This window comes from Nonomuraea candida, assembly GCF_000725485.1.
Classification (GTDB): domain Bacteria; phylum Actinomycetota; class Actinomycetes; order Streptosporangiales; family Streptosporangiaceae; genus Nonomuraea; species Nonomuraea candida.
The window spans coordinates 62,839-79,704 of sequence record NZ_JOAG01000036.1 but is presented as its reverse complement, the minus strand read 5'-3'; the positions used below and the strand labels follow the sequence as shown (position 1 = coordinate 79,704).

17 protein-coding genes are annotated in these 16,866 nt (G+C 71.9%); 10 read left to right on the top strand and 7 right to left on the bottom strand.

The window, feature by feature from the left end:
- Positions 1 to 2 precede the first annotated feature (2 nt).
- On the top strand, positions 3 to 1,223 hold the full coding sequence (locus IO39_RS30685; protein ID WP_043630234.1) for an NAD(P)/FAD-dependent oxidoreductase: 1,221 nt from the start codon (positions 3 to 5) through the stop codon (positions 1,221 to 1,223).
- Positions 1,224 to 1,245: 22 nt separating this feature from the next.
- Here the strand turns inward: IO39_RS30685 and lat are convergent, their stop codons facing one another.
- The 6 genes from lat to IO39_RS30650 form a co-directional block, all read right to left on the bottom strand.
- The gene (gene lat, locus IO39_RS30680) at positions 1,246 to 2,529 is read right to left on the bottom strand and encodes an L-lysine 6-transaminase (RefSeq protein WP_043630233.1); all 1,284 of its coding nucleotides are present in this window, start codon (positions 2,527 to 2,529) and stop codon (positions 1,246 to 1,248) included.
- A 63-nt stretch (positions 2,530 to 2,592) separates the two neighbouring features.
- Positions 2,593 to 3,135 (bottom strand): HdeD family acid-resistance protein, encoded by a 543-nt coding sequence (locus IO39_RS30675; RefSeq protein WP_043630232.1) that lies wholly within the window; start codon positions 3,133 to 3,135, stop codon positions 2,593 to 2,595.
- Between the two features lie 894 nt (positions 3,136 to 4,029).
- On the bottom strand, positions 4,030 to 4,884 hold the full coding sequence (locus IO39_RS30665; RefSeq protein WP_043630230.1) for a helix-turn-helix domain-containing protein: 855 nt from the start codon (positions 4,882 to 4,884) through the stop codon (positions 4,030 to 4,032).
- Positions 4,885 to 4,903: 19 nt separating this feature from the next.
- Positions 4,904 to 5,419, bottom strand: coding sequence for a DUF6879 family protein (locus IO39_RS30660; protein ID WP_043630229.1), 516 nt, complete (start codon positions 5,417 to 5,419; stop codon positions 4,904 to 4,906).
- Complete coding sequence (locus IO39_RS30655) at positions 5,419 to 5,625, bottom strand: hypothetical protein (RefSeq protein ID WP_052423568.1); 207 nt, start codon at positions 5,623 to 5,625, stop codon at positions 5,419 to 5,421. The genes IO39_RS30660 and IO39_RS30655 overlap by 1 nt, the downstream gene beginning before the upstream one ends.
- A 234-nt stretch (positions 5,626 to 5,859) precedes the next feature.
- Complete coding sequence (locus tag IO39_RS30650) at positions 5,860 to 6,681, bottom strand: spermidine synthase (RefSeq protein ID WP_043630228.1); 822 nt, start codon at positions 6,679 to 6,681, stop codon at positions 5,860 to 5,862.
- Between the two features lie 73 nt (positions 6,682 to 6,754).
- Between IO39_RS30650 and IO39_RS30645 the strand changes: the two genes are divergently transcribed.
- Together IO39_RS30645 and trhA are read left to right on the top strand one after the other, a co-directional pair.
- The gene (locus tag IO39_RS30645) at positions 6,755 to 8,266 is read left to right on the top strand and encodes a penicillin-binding transpeptidase domain-containing protein (protein ID WP_169789148.1); all 1,512 of its coding nucleotides are present in this window, start codon (positions 6,755 to 6,757) and stop codon (positions 8,264 to 8,266) included.
- A 34-nt stretch (positions 8,267 to 8,300) separates the two neighbouring features.
- Positions 8,301 to 8,948, top strand: coding sequence for a PAQR family membrane homeostasis protein TrhA (trhA, locus tag IO39_RS30640; protein ID WP_043630225.1), 648 nt, complete (start codon positions 8,301 to 8,303; stop codon positions 8,946 to 8,948).
- Here the strand turns inward: trhA and IO39_RS30635 are convergent.
- The gene (locus IO39_RS30635; protein WP_043630224.1) at positions 8,933 to 9,853 is read right to left on the bottom strand and encodes a TetR/AcrR family transcriptional regulator C-terminal domain-containing protein; all 921 of its coding nucleotides are present in this window, start codon (positions 9,851 to 9,853) and stop codon (positions 8,933 to 8,935) included. The genes trhA and IO39_RS30635 overlap by 16 nt on opposite strands.
- A gap of 134 nt (positions 9,854 to 9,987) precedes the next feature.
- On the opposite strand from IO39_RS30635, the gene IO39_RS30630 reads away from it, so the two are divergent.
- From IO39_RS30630 to IO39_RS30600, 7 genes are all read left to right on the top strand, one after another.
- Complete coding sequence (locus tag IO39_RS30630; protein WP_043630222.1) at positions 9,988 to 11,418, top strand: amidohydrolase family protein; 1,431 nt, start codon at positions 9,988 to 9,990, stop codon at positions 11,416 to 11,418.
- On the top strand, positions 11,415 to 12,125 hold the full coding sequence (locus tag IO39_RS30625; protein WP_084773757.1) for a GNAT family N-acetyltransferase: 711 nt from the start codon (positions 11,415 to 11,417) through the stop codon (positions 12,123 to 12,125). Before IO39_RS30630 ends, IO39_RS30625 begins: the two co-directional genes overlap by 4 nt.
- A gap of 49 nt (positions 12,126 to 12,174) precedes the next feature.
- Entirely contained in the window at positions 12,175 to 13,125 is a 951-nt protein-coding gene (locus IO39_RS30620) for an SPFH domain-containing protein (protein ID WP_043630220.1), read from the top strand.
- A gap of 5 nt (positions 13,126 to 13,130) precedes the next feature.
- Positions 13,131 to 13,382: a type II toxin-antitoxin system antitoxin gene (locus IO39_RS30615; RefSeq protein ID WP_043630219.1), complete on the top strand. Its 252-nt coding sequence runs from the start codon at positions 13,131 to 13,133 to the stop codon at positions 13,380 to 13,382.
- Entirely contained in the window at positions 13,369 to 14,007 is a 639-nt protein-coding gene (locus IO39_RS30610) for a GPP34 family phosphoprotein (protein ID WP_043630217.1), read from the top strand. Before IO39_RS30615 ends, IO39_RS30610 begins: the two co-directional genes overlap by 14 nt.
- 27 nt (positions 14,008 to 14,034) lie before the next feature.
- Entirely contained in the window at positions 14,035 to 15,261 is a 1,227-nt protein-coding gene (locus IO39_RS30605; protein WP_084773754.1) for a DUF418 domain-containing protein, read from the top strand.
- Positions 15,262 to 15,337: 76 nt separating this feature from the next.
- Positions 15,338 to 16,807 (top strand): AAA family ATPase, encoded by a 1,470-nt coding sequence (locus IO39_RS30600; RefSeq protein WP_043630215.1) that lies wholly within the window; start codon positions 15,338 to 15,340, stop codon positions 16,805 to 16,807.
- Positions 16,808 to 16,866: the final 59 nt, after the last annotated feature.

Genomic DNA, 16,866 nt, shown 5'->3' with positions numbered 1-16,866 from the left:
TCATGGTGCAAAGATCGCGGGTCGTCGTCGTGGGTGCGGGCTTCGCCGGGCTGGCCGCCACACGAGAGCTGGCCAGGAGCGGCGCGCTGGTGACGCTGGTCGACCGCAACCCGTACGCGACCTTCCAGCCCCTCCTCTACCAGGTCGCCACGGCCGGGATGGGCACCTCTGACGTGTCATACCCGATCAGGGCCTATGCGGCGAAGTGGCCCAACGTGCGGGCGCGGCGTACGGCGCTGAGCAAGGTGCTGCCGCAGGAGCGGCGGGTGGAGTTCGAGGACGGCGGCGCGCTGGAGTACGACTACCTGGTGCTGGCCACCGGCGTGACCACCAACTGGCTCAAGGTGCCCGGCGCGCCGGAGAACGCGCTGCCGATCTACTCGCTGGGCGACGCGGCCGGGCTGCGGCGGCGGTTGCAGCACTACCTGGAGGACACCGCGACCGGGCGGCGCGAGAGCACGCACGTCGTCGTGGTGGGCGCGGGGGCGACCGGGGTCGAGATGGCCGGCACGCTGGCCGAGCTGCGCCGCCACACGATCCCGCTGACGCATCCCGAGATCCGGGCCGACCGGACGAGCGTGACGCTGGTGGAGCGGTTCGACTACGTGCTGGCGCCGTACAAGCCCCGGCTGCGCGACGCGGCGGCGGAGGCGTTGCGCAAGCGGGGCGTGCGCCTGCGGCTGGGCTCCACCGTGGCCTCCGTCGAGCCGGACGCCGTGGTGCTGTCCGACGGCACCCGGCTGCCCAGCGACGTCACCGTGTGGGCGCTGGGCGTCACCGCGCCGCCCGAGGTGGCCTCGTGGGGCCTGGAGCAGGGCAAGGGCGGGCGGGTCACGGTCACGGAGGCGCTGACCGTGCCGGGGCATCCCGAGATCTTCGTCGCCGGCGACCTGGCCGGGCCGCCCCACGCGCCGCCCCAGCTCGCCCAGCCGGCGATCCAGATGGGCAAGCACGTGGGCCGGCAGATCGCGGCTGCGGCCAAGGGCCGGCCGGTGCGACCGTTCGCGTACCGCGATCCGGGGATCATGGCCACGGTGGGCAAGGCGGAGGCGGTGCTGCAGCTCGAGAACGGCCTGACCATGCGCGGGCTGCCCGCCTGGCTGGTGTGGATCTTCATTCACGTGGCCTACCTGCTGGGCGGGCGCAACCGGGTCAGCGTCCTGCTCAACTTCTTCTGGCGGTACGCCGGCCCCCACCGCAGCAGGGCCAGCGTCACGCAGTAGACCGCCCGAGGGTTCCCCGGGGTCAGGGCTCCGGGGTCTCCAGCGCCGCCGAGAGCGCGGCCAGGCCGAGGTCCAGGTCGGCGTCGGGGATGTTCAGGGCGGGCCGCAGGCGTACGGACCGGGGGCCGCACGGCAGCACCAGGACGCCGTGCTCCTCCCTGAGCCGCGTCACCAGCGCGTCACGGGCGGCCTGGTCGGGCAGGTCGAAGGCGCACATCAGGCCGCGGCCGCGCACGTTCGAGACCACCCCGGGGCGCTCGGCCTCCAGCTTCGACAGGCGTTCGAGCAGCACGTCGCCCATGGTCGCGGCGCGCTCGATCAGCCCCTCGCGCTCGATGATCTCCAGGATGCCGCGGCTGCGCACCATGTCCACCAGCCCGCCGCCCCAGGTGGAGTTGATCCGGCCGCTCTGCCGGAAGACGTTGTCGGGCACCTGGTCCACCCTGCGGCCCGCCATGATCCCGCCCACCTGCACCTTCTTGGCGAAGGCCACCACGTCCGGCTGCAGGCCGAGCTGCTGGTAGGCCCACGCGCTCCCGGTCGTGCCGCCGCCGGTCTGCACCTCGTCGAGGATGAACAGGGCGTCGTAGCGGTGGCACAGGTCCTGCATGGCCCGCAGGAACCCGGGCCGCATGTGGTTGTCGCCGCCCTCGCCCTGGATGGGCTCGGCGATGAAGCAGGCGATGTCGTACGGATCGCGCTCGAACGCCGCCCTGGCCTGGGCCAGCGCCCGCTCCTCGGCGGCCTCGACGTCGCCGAGGTGGATGGCGGGCACGTCGATCCTGGGCCAGTCGAACTTGGGGAAGCGGTCGGTCTTGCCCGGCTCGGTGTTGGTCAGGCTCAGCGTGTAGCCGCTGCGGCCGTGGAAGGCCCGGGTCAGGTGCATGACCTTGGTGCCCAGGTCGCGGGAGCGGCCGGCGGCCTCGTTGCGCCGGCTCTTCCAGTCGAAGGCGGTCTTGAGCGCGTTCTCGACGGCCAGGGCGCCGCCCTCGACGAAGAACAGGTGCGGCAGCTCGGGGTCGCCGAGCACGCGGACGAAGGTGTCGACGAAGTCGGCCAGGTGCTCGGTGTAGATGTCGGGGTTGGCCGGCTTGTTACGCGCCACCTGGCCCAGCAGCCGGACGAAGTCGGGGTCGAAGGGCGGGTTCACGCCCAGCGGGGCCGAGGCGAAGAAGGTGTAGAAGTCCAGGTAGCGTCGCCCGTCACGGGCGTCGACGAGCCACGATCCGTGGCTGAGCTCCAGGTCGAGCACGAGACGGTAACCGTCGACGAGCAGGTGGCGGGCAAGGCGGGTGTGTACGTCCATGGCGCCTCCACAGAGGGTCGGGCCTGACGTTCCTCTCGCAGAACGCCGGTACATATACAAAATTTACGGCACGCCTGCACCCGGAGTGAAGTTCTTCACGCGTAGCGACAAGGCAATCATGGCGATGCCGTACAGGATCGCGAAGGCGCCGATCAGCCAGACGAGGCTCAGCATGCCCGCGCCCGGCCAGAGGAGCAGCAGCACGCCGAAGATCACCGACAGCGCGCCACCGATGATGAACAGCCACTCGTTGTCGATGACCTTGCGCAGCTCGATCCCGGCCACGATCTCGGACACGCCGGTGAAGATCGCCCAGAGGGCCACGACGTAGAGCAGCGCCAGGGAGGTGATGCCCGGCCAGACGAGCGCCACGATGCCGGCCAGGATCCCGATGATCCCGGAGACGATCAGCCAGGCTCTCGACCGGGTCCCGTGCCGGAACCCGGCGAAGAGCGCGAACAGCCCGCTGACGAGGGCGTACGCGCCGAAGAAGGCCACCAGCGCGAGCAGCGTGATCCCGGGCCAGATGAGGGCCAGCACGCCGAAGACGATGGCCAGCAGGCCGCGTATGAGCAGCAGCCACCACGTCCGAGACAATTCCCCCATGCTGGTCTGCCTTTCCGTCCTGTGCCCTCGAACAGACCAGCAGCAGGTCAAATATCGGCGATCCCGTCCCCGGCACGCGTGCGCGCCCGCGCCCGCTGCTCTCCTGCGGCCGCAGGGCGCCGCCCCCGGAGTGCGTACGGCCCGGTCGCAGCGAGCGCCAGGACCGGTCGAAGTCCCGCGGCGCGACCCAAGCCCTCCGGGGGCGGCGCTCGGTGGCCCCACCCTTCTTTCCTCCACAGGGTGGGGCCGGTGGCCCGGCGGACTGTTCCAACACCGGGCCGTCCGCGCAGGTGACCCGCCACACCGCATGGGCGGGACCACCCGGCCCTCCGGTCGGAGGGACCTCGCCGCCGCCGAGAGCCTCGCGGGCCAGGTCCGGATAGCGGGCCACCAGGTCGCGGAGCCGCTGCCTGTCGTCGTCCGTCCCGGCCCGATCCGCAGGCGGCCGGCGGTAACGGCGGATCTGCGCCCTGAACTCACCCAGCAGGCGGCGCATCTCGTTGCGATGCGTCCACCGGCGCGCAAGCCCCTCCATCCCGCCCGCCTCCCGGACCGCGGCCTCCAAGCCCCGCCTCAGGGCGTCCGGATCGCAACCGGCATCCAGCGCCTGCTGATGCAACAGCCGGATGTCCTGCACGGTGACCGGCTCCTTGTCGTCGATCCAGGACGGGTCATAACCGCTCTGATCAGGCACGAACCGCTCCCCTTGCTCATCGCCATGCGCCACGCGGACATGCGGTGCTGTCGCCATCCGCTCATCCACTCACGGTGTCGAACCCGGCCGGCCTGCTCGCGGTCGCGCCCCTGCCCGGCAACGGAGAGGACGCTCGCATCGGAGGACCGGACCCGTGACTGTCCATGTACGGAACGGTAGAACGGCCGAAGCGCTTCGCTCTACGATGTTTCAGGTTGTTGCAGAATTCCGTCCCGCGCCCGCAGGATCAGCGACCGCGCCGCATCGCCATAGACGGCGGCCCGTGCCATCTGCTCGAAGACGGTCAGGTAGATGTGCACCTCCTCAGGCCGGGAGATGTCGAGCGCTGCCGTCAGCGTCTCGACCTTGACGAGACGCTCATCAAAGATCCAGAAGGCGGTTTGCGTGTGGGCTCCCAGGCCGGCCTCCGCGGGGATGATCCCGATCGACACATTGGGCAGGGCGATGGCCGCCATGACCCGGTCGAGCTGCTCAAGCATGGCCTCGGCTGAGCAGACACGGGTTCTCAAGGTCTGCTCGGCGAGCAGGAACACGAACCGGTGATCGCCCTCCCGGAGGATGCGCTGGCGGGTCAGTCGGGCCGCGGTCGCCTCTTCACGATCGTCGGGGAGGTCGAGGAGCTGAGCCCAGTAGGCCATGCTCGCGATCGAGTACGCGGCTGTTTGCAGCAGGCCGGGGATGCTCCAATGCTCGTGGACGCGGAACAGCCTGGTGCGGTCGTAGAGCGTCGCCATGTCCTCCTGGAGCCGGCGCAGGCCCGTACGCGCCTGCCTGCGCCATTCGCGGTAGAGCGAATCGACCTGCCGCGCCTGGGAGATCAGACCGGGCGCTTCGTCCTTGGCGTCGCAGGCGGAGCACCATGCGCGGATCTCGGCATCCGTGGGGGTCTGCCTGCCATGCTCCACGCGGCTGACCTTGGTGAAATGGATCCCGACTGCCACTGCGAGCTGCCGTCCCGAGAGACCCGCGGCCAAGCGGATCTCTCGTAGACGTTCACCGAAGGCTTGCCGCGCCTGCTGCGCCGAGCTGGTCACTGAACGATCTTCTCGCCGTTCAGGACGGCTTGTACTCGGCGTGCGGGATGCCCAGCCCCCAGACCGCCTCGAACGCCGACATGCACAGGCGCACGTCGTGAGCATCGGTCGAGGTGGTGAAGTCGATGTTCCGGCCGTTGCCCGCATAGTGGTGGAACACCACCAGGCGGCTGTCGAACAACCAGAAGTCGTTGCCCGGAAAGGCGATGGAAGAGACCAGCCGTCGCGGCACCCAGCGCACCTCGCAGCCGGCGTTGAGGTGCGGCTGCATGACGCTGTGCGACCAGCGCTGATAGTCGCTCAGCGGCTCGGAGACGACGTGGGCGCGCTTGAACGTCTTCCCGGCTTCGGTGCCGTCGCGCACCAGGTCGCACCAGTCGCGCAGCCATTCGAGGTCATCCGGCTCGCCGACCGCCCACTTCGCCATGTGCGGGAGCTCGACCTCGGTGCCGTAGGAGTCCCGCATCTCCAAGTGGATGGCGGACCGGTCGAATTGCGTGAAGAGCGCATTGAACTGCTCGTACGAGAGTCCCATCACTCGCCTTCGCGAAAGAAGGGAACGAGCCTGTCCGGAATCTCGACCGCGGCCTCGCCCTCGGGGATGTTCATCTCCCGGAGCGCGTCCGGGTCGGTGACGACCCATCCCTGTACGAGCCATGACCCACGGTCGGTCTTGTAGAGCGTGGGGGACCCTTGGGGCTGCGAGTCGGGGTCTCCTGCCACGAGAGTGATCTTCACCATCGGCCCCTCACTGTTGCAGAGTGTTGCAGACCACTCGATGGTCAGCTCAACAACGCCCGGAGTCAAGGGGTGTGTCACGCAAGGCAAGCGGGACCCGAACCAGCACAGCCCAAGCCGACCGCGAGACCCCTTCGAGGTGAGTTTCCAGCGGCCAGGCGCCCCGCCGCGAAGCCCTTTTCGGGGCGGGGTCCCAAAGGCCCACCCGGTACATGGGATTGGGGTGGGCGAGTGGGGTCAGCCGAAGACGGCCGGTGGTGGCACAGGGGCCATGACCGGGTCGCCGTCCTGGATGGGCGCCGCGCCGGCGATGAAGTTCGTCAGCGCCTCCCCGTACACGCATCTCGCCTGCGTCAGGCCGCCGGCCGCCCGCCGGGTCAGCAGGTCCACCGGCAGGCCCGTACGGGAGGCCGCCACGATCAGGTTGCCGAAGCGGCGGCCCCGCATGATGCCCGGCTCCGCCAGCAGCGCCACGTGCCGGAAGGTGCCGGTCACCGTGGCGAGGAGGCGTTTGGCGAAGGCCAGGCCCTTGCCGTCGGCGAGGTTGATCAGCAGGGTGCCGTCGGGGCGCAGGATGCGGGCGATGTCGCCCATGTACTCCGTCGTCGCCAGCTCCACCGGCATCGTCGCCCCGGTGAAGGCGTCGAGGACGACGAGGTCGGCCGTCTCGTCCCACACCTTGGCCGTGCCCTCCCGGCCGCCGGCGACGATGACCTTCAGGCGGGGCACCGAGCGCAGGTCGAGCTGCTCGCGGACCAGGTTGACCAGCAGGCCGTCGGGCTCGATGACGATGTGCCGGGAGCCGGAGCGGGTGGCGGAGACGTAGCGGGGGATGGTGCAGGCGCCGCCGCCCACGTGCACGCAGCTCAGCGGCCCGTCTGGCAAAAGGTCGATCACATCCGCCATGAGTCGTACATACTCAAATTCCAGAAATGTCGGGTCTTGTAGATCTATGTACGACTGAGGTACGCCATCTTTGGACAGCACCCAGCCGTCCTGCCTGTCCAGGTCCCGGAGAAGTTCGACCTCGCCGAACGTCACCGGGTAACTGCCAGGCATCGGTTCCCGCTGTCCACGTGCCACCTCTGATCCCCTCCCCGGGAGAAACCGTATGCGACGGAGAAGGCTGATTGTGCTCGTTATCGCGGTCGCCGCGGTAGTCGGGGCGGGTGCTTTCGCCGTCGTGGCGGCCAACCGGGTCAAGGGCAGCGCCGCGCAGACGGCCGCCGCGTACTTCGACTCCTGGCGCGAGGGCGACCTGATGGAGATGGCGCGGCTGGTGGACCGGCCGCCGTCCGACTTCATCGCCCGGCACCGGGAGCTGAGCGAGGAGCTGCACGTCGAGGCCCTCCGGCTCACCCCCGGCCCGGTGAAGAGCACGGGCGACGGAACCGCCGAGGTGGCGTTCAGCGGGGTGCGCGTGCTCGCCGAGTTCGGCGAGTGGCCGTTCGGCAGCACGCTGCGGCTGGCCGTGCGCGAGCGGGCGTGGAAGGTCCTGTGGAGCCCCGAGACCCTGCACCCGCTGCTCAAGGACGGCGGCACGCTGGAGCTCGGGGAGACCAAGTCGTCGCGGGTCGAGCTGGTCACCCGCGAGGGCGCCAGGATCCCGAACGACAGCTACGCCGAGGCGTACCTGAACCCGCTCAAGCCCGAGTTCGAGCAGGTCCACCGCGGCTGGGTGCTGCTGTCCAAGGTGCCGGGGCAACCGGACAAGGCGCTGCTGACGCGCGAGCCCGAGGCCCACGTCGAGCGCACCACGCTGTCGCGGCCGGTGCAGGCCGCCGCCGCCCGCTCCCTGGACGGGACGGAGGACTCGGCGATCATCGTCATCCGGCCGAGCACCGGCGAGATCCTCGCCCTGGCCGACCGGCTCGGCGGGAACTACAGCGCCGTGCGCGACGTGTTCGCGCCCGGCTCGGTCTTCAAGGTGATCACCGCGGCGGCGCTGCTCAAGAGCGGGCTCGACCCGACCGCGCAGCTCGCCTGCCCCGCCTCGTACCAGATTCCGTTCCACGCCTCCTACCACAACGCCGACGACGCGGACCACGGCACCGTGAGCTTCACCGACGCGTTCGCCCACTCCTGCAACACCACGTTCATCGAGCAGGCCACCACCAAGCTGACCATGGACGAGCTGCGCGCGGCGGCGGACGAGTGGGGCTTCGGCCGGTCCTACGCCACCGGCATCGGCGGCAGCTGCGGCGCCGTCCCCGACACCGACGACCTGGACCTGCTCGCCCTCAACTCCATCGGCCAGGGCGAGGTGGTCACCACCCCGCTGTGCATGGCCGCGCTGGCCGCCGCCGTCCAGAGCGGCACCTGGCGCTCGCCCCGGCTGCTGTCGGAGGAGCAGGTACGCGCCATCGACGGCGTCCCGCACAAGGACGTCCCGATGGACGAGGGGGTCACCGCGGCGCTCAGGGACATGATGGCGGCCGTGGTGGACCACGGGACCGCGAGCGGGGCGGGGCTGCCGGAGGGGGTGGCCGGGAAGACCGGCACGGCGGAGGTGGACGGCCAGACCTCGCACGGCTGGTTCATCGGCTACCGCGACGATCTGGCCTTCTGCGTCTTCGTCCGGAACGGCGGCTCCGGCCGCTCGGCGGCCGTCCCCATCGCCGCCCGCTTCTTCAGTGGCCTCTGACCTCTTTGCCCTAACCTACGGTACCGTAGGTTTCATGACGACCATCGCCGTCAAGCCCAGACTGCGAGGCTGGTTGCACACCGGAGCACTACCTGTGACGTTGATCGCCGGGTTCGTGCTCGTGGCGCTCGGCCCCACCTTGCAGGCACGGCTTGCCTCCGCTGTCTACGCCATCACGTCGGCCCTGCTGTTCGGCATCTCGGCCACCTACCACCGCAGCACGCTCGGCCCCCGGCTGGCCGAGCTCCTGCGCCGCGCCGACCACGCGAACATCTACCTGATCATCGCCGGCACCTACACCCCGTTCGCCCTGCTGGCGCTCGACGGGGCGCCCAGGGTGGCGGTGCTCTCGGTCATCTGGGGCGGCGCCCTCTCCGGCGTGTTGTTCCGGGTGTTCTGGATGAACGCCCCCCGCTGGCTCTACACGGTCCTCTACCTGGCCCTGGGCTGGACCGCGGTCTTCGTCATGCCGCAGCTCCTCGAAGGCGCGGGCGTGGCCGCCGTCGTGCTGGTGGCCGTCGGCGGCGTCTTCTACTCCGCCGGCGCCGTCGTGTACGGCCTGCGCCGCCCCGACCCCTCGCCCCGCTGGTTCGGCTTCCACGAGGTCTTCCACGCCTTCACCATCGCCGCGTACCTGGTGCAGTACATCGCGGTGTCGATCGTGGTCTATTCGCACGGCTGAGCCCCGGCGAGCAGGGTGAGGCCGTCGAGGTAGCGCATGAAGGAGTGCTCGAACAGCTCGTCCAGGTCGTCGGTGGCCACGGTCTGCTCCACGGCCGCGAGATAGGGGAAGCGGCCCGACCTGAACTGCTGCACCACCTCCCCCTCCATCGCCGCCCACCACTCGGTCGTGCGCATGCTGGTCTCGCGCATGGCGCGCAGCTCGCCCACGGCCGTCAGGGCGAGGCCGCGGACGAGCGCGGGCAGGGCGAGGGCCGCGCGCCTGCGCTCGTCACGCGCCAGGCCCAGCTCGGCCAGCGCCCGGAGGGTGCGCTCGCTGTGGTCCATCGCCTCGGGCACGAGGGGCGGCCGCGTCAGCGACAGCAGCTCGGCCAGCCACGGGTGGCGGCGGTAGAGGCGCCACTGCAGCCGGTAGACCTCCTCCAGCTGCTCGCGCCACCCCTCGGGGGCGACGCCGGCCAGCGGCTCGGCGCGGAACACCGTGCGGATCATCAGGAGCTCCAGCTCGTCGCGGCCGGCGACGTGGTGGTAGAGCGACATGGGCGTCACGCCCAGCCGGCCGGCCAGGCCGCGCATGGAGACCGCCTCGATGCCCTCCTGGTCGGCGATCGCGATGGCGGTCGCGACGACCCGCGTACGCGTCAGCTCGCGGGGCGTCAGCCGCGGGGCGCGCGGCTCGGGGGCCCGGACCACGCTGCCCGAGCCCGGAGTCGTCACGATCAGGCCCTCGGCGCGCAGCAGGGCCAGCGCCCGGCTCGCGGTGGCCATGGCGACGCCGAAGTCGCGCACGATCTGCCGGGTCGAGGGCACCCGGTCGCCGGGGCGCAGCCGGCCCTCGGCGATCCTCCTGCGCAGCTCGGCGACCACGCGCCGGGCCGGCCGTCCGCCGTCGTCGTCCTCTTCCATGCGCCGTACTGTACTAGTGCGGAGGAGGGCGCTCCGTTCCCGCGCCCGGGCGCGGGAGGCCCTGCCAGCAGTACGGTCGAGGAAGTGTGCTGGCATCACGGGCCCACCGGTGCGCCCGTCCATACGGTGTAGACATGATTTCCGACGACAGAGCCCTGGCTCTCACCCATGTCACCGTGATCGACGTCGACGGGGGGCCGTCCCTGCCCGACCAGACCGTGCTCGTCTCCGGCGGCACGATCGCCGAAGTGGGCCCCGCGTCCCTGGTCGTGATCCCGCCCGGCGCCCGCGTCCACGACCTGACCGGCCGGTACGTGATCCCCGGGCTGACCGACATGCACGTGCACAGCGAGTCGGGGGTGGACGACGAGCGGCACTTCCCCGCGCTCTACATTGCCAACGGCGTGACCACGGTCCGCGAGATGTGGGGCAAGCCGCTGCTGCACGAGTGGCGGCGGCGCACGTCGTCCGGCGAGATGCTCGGGCCGCGCTCGGTCATCGCCGGGCCGATCGTGGACGGCTCCCCCGCCCTGTGGGAGGACATCCCCACGGACGCGCCGATCATCCGGGCCGCGACCGCGGAGGAGGCCCGGCGCGCGGTGCACGAGACGAAGGACGGCGGCGCGGACTTCGTGAAGGTGTACTCCCGGCTGGCCAGGGAGCCCTACTTCGCGCTGCTGGAGGAGGCGGCCAGGCAGGACATGACCGTGGTCGGCCACCGCTCCGACCTGGTGCCGCTGCGGGAGCAGATCGGCGCGGGCCAGCGCTCCTTCGAGCACGTCCACGGCCTGTGGCCGGCCACCTCCGGCGACGTGGAGCGGATGGAGGCGGCGATGGCGCGGATCTCGCCGCAGCCCGGCTTCTACTACGCGGACTGGTTCCGGCAGGTCAACGCCGTCGAGTGGGAGTCGGTGAGCCGCTACAGCGCGGCCTCGGCGGCGTCGTTGTTCGAGCGCATGGTCGCCGAGGACGTGGCCTACTGCCCGACGCTCGTCATGCACGCGACCGTGGACCTGCCGGAGTGGATGCGGCTGGACGACGAGCGCCTGACGTACATGACGCCGGACACGCCCGGCATGTGGTCGTTCGTCCGTGACCAGATCTTCTACGGCGGGGGGCGCAGCTCCGAGGAGGAGGCCCGGCGGCGCACGCTGTTCGAGCACCGGCGGGCGGCGGTGGCCGCGATGGACGAGGCGGGCGTGCGGCTGCTGGCCGGCACGGACGCGGTGACCCCCGGCCTGTTCCCGGGCTTCGCGTTGCACGAGGAGCTGGAGTTCCTGGTCGGCTCGGGGCTGACGCCGCTGCGCGCCCTCCGGGCGGCCACGCTCGAACCCGCCAGGTTCCTCGGCCGCGAGCGCACCTCCGGCTCGGTCGCGGCGGGCAAGCTGGCCGACCTGGTCGTGCTGGACGCGGACCCGCTGGCCGACATCACGAACACCCGGCGCATCCACGCGGTCGTCGCCGCCGGCCGCTACGTCGGCCCCGACGAGCGCCGCCGCCTCCTGGAGAACGCCGCCGCCGCGGCGGCGGAGGCGCCGATGCCGCAGATGGAGGGCGCGGAATGAGCACCGGAACGGCGTCCCCCGGCCCGGGCCCCGGCTCTGCTTCGGGTCCCGGCCTGGACTCCGGCTCGGCCGCCGGCTCTGCTTCGGGTCCCGGCCTGGACTCCGGCTCGGCCGCCGGCGCTGATGGAGGGGTGTCGGAGCACGAGGTCCGGGAGCGGGCCGTGCGCGTGCTCACCGCCGCCTTCGCCGCCGACCCCGTCATGACCTGGCTCTCACCGGCCGTCGCCGCCCCGCTGTTCGAGTCCGTGGTCGCGGAGTCGGACGCGGCCGGCGGGCTCGACGTCCTGGACGACACCGCGGCCGCCGTCTGGCTCCCCGTGATCCCGGGCGACGGCTCGGACGGTGAGGCGCCGCCGCCGTACCTGCCGGCGCGGCTGAGGACGTTCCTGGAGATCACGGCGGCCCGGCACCCGGGCGACCGCGCGCACTGGTACCTGCAGTTCCTGGGCGTGCGGCCGGACCGCCAGGGACAGGGGCTCGGCTCCGTCCTGCTGCGCCGGGGGCTCGCGCGGGCCGACGGGGCGGGGCTGCCCGCGTACCTGGAGGCGAGCTCGCCGCCCAACCTCAGGCTGTACGGACGCCACGGGGCCGCCCCCGGCGGCCCCGTCCCAGCCCCGCCGCCCCGCAGCCCCGTCCCGACCCCCGTACGGCATGGCCGCGCACGCACCCGTGGCGTGCGCGGCCTTTCCATGCCGCCGGAAAAGTGATATCACGTTGCTAGCAAGGTGAAGTCACACACGGAGAAGGGAAGGGACGATGGCGAACACTTCGGGCGGGGTCGCGCTTGAGGGCACCGTCGTGGACATGCCCGCGCCGCACACCCACGAGCGCCCGGTCAAGGCGGCCGGCGGGTTCACGATGCTGGGCGTGTCGACGCTGCTGATCCTGGCCGGGATCGCGGGCATCATCGCCGGCATCGCGGTGCTCGCCTCGGGGGGCGGGCAGGCGGGCGGGTGGCTGCTCCTCGCGGGCTGCCTGGTGGGGCTGACCGGCTTCGTCATGCTCTTCGGTCTCACGGCGGTCGCGCCGGGCGAGGCCAGGGTCGTGCAGCTCCTCGGCCGCTACGTCGGCACCCTGCGCACCCCCGGCTTCCAGTGGGTCAACCCGATCACCGTGCGGCGGCGGGTCTCCACGAGGATCCGCAACCACGAGACCGACGTGACCAAGGTCAACGACGCCGACGGCAACCCGATCCAGATCGCGACCGTGGTGGTCTGGCAGGTGCAGGACACCGCGCAGGCCGTGTTCGAGGTGGACGACTTCGTGGAGTTCGTCGCCATCCAGGCCGAGACGGCCGTGCGGCACATCGCCGGCAGCTACCCCTACGACGCCCACGGCGAGCCGCGGCTGTCGCTGCGCGACAACGCCGACGAGATCAACGAGAAGCTGTCCAACGAGATCGGCGCCCGGGTGGCCTCCGCCGGGGTGAAGGTCATCGAGTCGCGCATCATCCACCTGGCCTACGCGCCCGAGATCGCCCACGCGATGCTCCGCCGCCAGCAGGCGGGCGCGGTCGTGGCGGCCCGGCAGCGGATCGTCGAGGGCGCGGTCGGCATGGTCGAGATGGCCCTGGAGAAGCTGGCCGAGCACGACGTGGTGGAGCTCGACGAGGAGCGCAAGGCGGCCATGGTCAGCAACCTGCTCGTGGTGCTGGTGGGCGACCGTGACACGCAGCCCGTCGTCAACGCCGGCACGCTCTACCAGTAATCACCGTGGAGCGGAAGAAGATCCTGCTGCGGCTCGACCCGGTGGTGCACGACGCGCTGGCCAGATGGGCGTCGGACGAGCTGCGCAGCACGAACTCCCAGATCGAGTTCCTGCTGCGCAGGGCGCTGTCGGAGGCCGGGCGGCTGCCCGACGGGGTGGGGCGGATGCGCCCGCGCGGCAGGCCGCGCAAGACCCCTGAAGACGACGAGGAAGAAGAACGGGAGCGGGCGGATGGAGACGCGAGTGAAGCAGGCTGACCCGCTGGCGCGCTCGGCCTTCCTGCTGGCCTTCGACCTGCGCAAGGGGCGGCAGGCCGGCCGGGGCACGCTGGGCTACCTGCTGCGCGCGGCGGCCCTGGCCGAGCTGCTGCTGGCCGGCAGCCTGGCCGACGACGCGGGCAAGGCGCGGGCGCTGGCCGCCCCGTCCGGCGCCCCGCCCGGGTCGCTGCGGGCGATCGTCTGGAAGCAGATCGCCACGTCGCCGCCCCGCTCGTGGCGGCACTGGGTGGGCAAGGACCGCGCGAAGGCCGTCCGCGTGGTCCGCCACGAGCTGGCGGCCGAGCGGGTGATCCGGGTGGAGCGGCACCGGTTCCTGGGGTTCCCGGTCGAGCGGATCACGCTGCGCAAGGCGTACCTGTCGCGCCGGCTCGCCGAGCAGGTGAGCAGGGCCGTCCGCAGCGGCCGGCCGGTCGCACGGCTCGACCAGGACGTGCGCGTCCTGGCGGCGCTGGCCGTGGCGGCCGAGGTCAAGGGCGTGCCGGGCGAGCGCGAGGTGCACCGCTACCGCGAGCGCGTCGAGCAGCTGTCGCAGCCCGTCGAGCCGGTGGCCACGGCGCTGCGCAAGATCGTGCACGCGGCCAGGGGCGCGGAGGCCGCCGGCTGACATACCCGGACTCGGGAAGGACGCACAATGACCACGTCGATCGCGGCGCCGGCCAGGACGCCCGCCGCCGCCCCCGCCGCCCGCCCGGACGGGCGGGCGCTGGCTCCGGACCTCGCCCGGGGCACGATGCTGCTGACCATCGCGTTCGCGCACGCGCCGCTGTTCGTGACCGACGTCGATCGCGGCCCCGCGCTGCTCAACACGGTCACCGACGTCTTCCACCTGCTCTTCGTCAACAACCACGCGCGGCCGATGTTCGCCTTCCTGTTCGGCTACGCGCTGGTGCAGCTGCTCGACCGGCGGCTCGACCGCTCGGGCGGCGACTGGCCGGGCGCGCGCAGGCTGCTGCGCCGGCGCGGGTGGTGGCTGATGGCCATCGGGTTCGCGCACACGGCGCTGCTGGTGCCGATCGACATCCTGGCCGTGTACGGCCTGGCCGCCGTCCTGCTGACCGGCCTGCTGCGGCGCCGTGACGCCGCCCTGCTGTGGACGGCGGGGCTCACCCTGGTGCCCGCCACCGCCGCCGTCGCGACGGGCATGTGGTTCGCGATGTCGCGGGGCGTCTCGACGTACACGGCGGGCGGGATCGCCGCGGGCGGGCAGGGCTTCGGCGAGCTGTTCGCCGGGCGGCTCGCCGCCTGGCCGTTCGTGCTGGCCGTGGGCCTGGTCGGGGTGGTGCCCGGGGTGGCGCTGGGCATGTGGGCGGCGCGCCGCCGCTTCCTGGAGGAGCCCGTACGCCACCGCGCCCTCCTGATCCGCGTCACCGTGATCACCACCGTGGTGTCCGTCGCCGGCTCCGTGCCGGCCGCGCTCGTCCAGACCGGCCTGTGGGCGCGGCCGTCCCCGGCGGCGCTGTGGGCGGCGGTGCTGGCGCAGCCCCTCACCGGCTACGCCGGCGGCATCGGCCTGGCGGCCCTGCTCGCCCTCGTCTCGATCCGCGCGGCCCGGCGGCGCGCCCGGCTCACGACCATGGTCGAGGCGCTCGGCCGGCGGTCGATGAGCCTCTACCTCTTCCAGTCGGTCGTGTTCGTGCTGGTCTTCTTCCCGTACGGGCTGGGGCTGCAGGACGACCTCGGCCTGGCCGGCGCGACGGCCGTGGCGGCGGCCACCTGGCTGCTGTCGCTCTCCCTCGCCGACCTGATGCGCCGGATCGGCCACCGCGGCCCGGCCGAACTCCTGCTCCGCCGCCTGGCCTACCGCGATCGCTGGCCCCGCCCCGGTCAGGCCGCCCCAGGCCGGGGCCACCACCCATGACCTGCCGTCCCCACGAGATCCCACCCCTTTTAGGAGTGCACTTCTTATAATTGCACTCCTAAAAGGAGGCCACCTCATGCCGTATCCGAAGCCCGCGGACATGTTCGACCGCACCTGGGAGTGGGCGCAGCTCACGCGGTTCGCCTCGGACGAGGAGCCCGGGGCGAGCCTCGGCGTCGTGTCAGGGCGGCGACGGCAGGGGAAGACGTTCCTGCTGGAGGCCCTGTGCGAGGCCACCGGCGGCTTCTCCTACTCCGCGACGGAGGCCGTGCCCCGCCAGGAGGCGCTCAGACAGCTCGGCGACGCCGTGGCACGCCACGTCGGCTCGCCCGGGAGCATCCGCTTCGCGCACTGGGAGGACGCCATCGACGCGCTGCTCTCGCTCGGCGCCGAGCGTCCGGTGCCCGTGGTCATCGACGAGTTCCCCTACCTGGTGCACGGGACGCCGGAGCTGCCGTCGCTGGTGCAGCGGGCCCTGTCGCCCAGGCGAAGGGAACGGGTCGAGTCCAGGGCGCGGATCTTGCTGTGCGGCTCGTCGATCTCCTTCATGGGTAATCTCCTGATGGGCAGCGCCCCGCTGCGTGGCCGGGCTTCCCTGGAGCTGATCGTGCCGACGTTCGACTATCGCGCGGCGCGCGAGTTCTGGGGGCTGGACGATCTCCGGCTCGCCGCGATGGTGTACCTGATCGTGGGAGGGACGCTCGCGTACAAGTCGGAGTTCCTGCGCGGAGCCGCCCCGGCACGGCGGGAGGACTTCGACGACTGGGTCATCGAGCACGTCCTCAGCCCCGCCAGCCCGCTGTTCCGCGAGGTCAGAGCCCTGCTGGCGGAGGATCCGACGCTCACCAACACCGGGCTCTACCACACGGTCCTGGCCGCGGTCGCGGAAGGCAACTGCACCCGGGGCTCCATCGCGAGCAGGATCGAGCGCAAGGCGACCGACATCTCCCACCACCTGACCGTCCTGGCCGACGCCGGGCTGCTGACCGTCGAGCCGGACGCGTTCCGGCGCAACCGCTCGGCCTACCGCATCACCGAGCCGCTGGTCCGCTTCTACCACTCGGTCATGAGGCCGGTGTACGCCCAGCTCGAACAGGTGCGGCCGGGCCGGACCGCCCGCCTGTGGGAGGCCGCGCAACCGCGCTTCCGCAGCGCCGTGGCGGGACCGGTCTTCGAGCACATGTGCAGGACCTGGGCGCATTCCTTCGCCGCCGACGAAACGCTCGGCGGCATGGCCGTGCAGGTGCTGTCCGGGGTGGTGCACGACACCGGCTCCCGGACCGGCCACGAGGTGGACCTCGTCTCCATGGGCGCCGACGGCGAGGTCCTGGCCATCGGCGAGGCGAAGTGGGGCGACACGATCGGCATGGCCCACCTCGAACGGATGGAGCGGATCGCGGCGGTGCTGCGGGCCCAGGGCCGGGCGCCGAACGTCATCACGTTGTTCAGCGGCGCGGGCTTCATGCCGCCGCTCCGGGAGGCCGCGGACGGGAGCGGCGGCCGGATCCAGCTCGTGGACCTCGATCGGCTCTACCACGGGGAATGAGCCGCCCGCTCCCGCTCCGCCGCCCGGCCTGCCGGGCCGGTGGGCCTGGTTCGTTTCAG

Coding starts and splice junctions, on each gene's coding strand:
- IO39_RS30685 (WP_043630234.1), top strand. CDS start 3: ATGGTGCAAAGATCGCGGGTCGTCGTCGTGGGTGCGGGCTTCGCCGGG.
- lat (WP_043630233.1), bottom strand. CDS start 2,529: ATGGACGTACACACCCGCCTTGCCCGCCACCTGCTCGTCGACGGTTAC.
- IO39_RS30675 (WP_043630232.1), bottom strand. CDS start 3,135: ATGGGGGAATTGTCTCGGACGTGGTGGCTGCTGCTCATACGCGGCCTG.
- IO39_RS30660 (WP_043630229.1), bottom strand. CDS start 5,419: ATGGGACTCTCGTACGAGCAGTTCAATGCGCTCTTCACGCAATTCGAC.
- IO39_RS30655 (WP_052423568.1), bottom strand. CDS start 5,625: ATGGTGAAGATCACTCTCGTGGCAGGAGACCCCGACTCGCAGCCCCAA.
- IO39_RS30650 (WP_043630228.1), bottom strand. CDS start 6,681: ATGCCTGGCAGTTACCCGGTGACGTTCGGCGAGGTCGAACTTCTCCGG.
- trhA (WP_043630225.1), top strand. CDS start 8,301: ATGACGACCATCGCCGTCAAGCCCAGACTGCGAGGCTGGTTGCACACC.
- IO39_RS30635 (WP_043630224.1), bottom strand. CDS start 9,853: ATGGAAGAGGACGACGACGGCGGACGGCCGGCCCGGCGCGTGGTCGCC.
- IO39_RS30630 (WP_043630222.1), top strand. CDS start 9,988: ATGATTTCCGACGACAGAGCCCTGGCTCTCACCCATGTCACCGTGATC.
- IO39_RS30625 (WP_084773757.1), top strand. CDS start 11,415: ATGAGCACCGGAACGGCGTCCCCCGGCCCGGGCCCCGGCTCTGCTTCG.
- IO39_RS30620 (WP_043630220.1), top strand. CDS start 12,175: ATGGCGAACACTTCGGGCGGGGTCGCGCTTGAGGGCACCGTCGTGGAC.
- IO39_RS30605 (WP_084773754.1), top strand. CDS start 14,035: ATGACCACGTCGATCGCGGCGCCGGCCAGGACGCCCGCCGCCGCCCCC.
- IO39_RS30600 (WP_043630215.1), top strand. CDS start 15,338: ATGCCGTATCCGAAGCCCGCGGACATGTTCGACCGCACCTGGGAGTGG.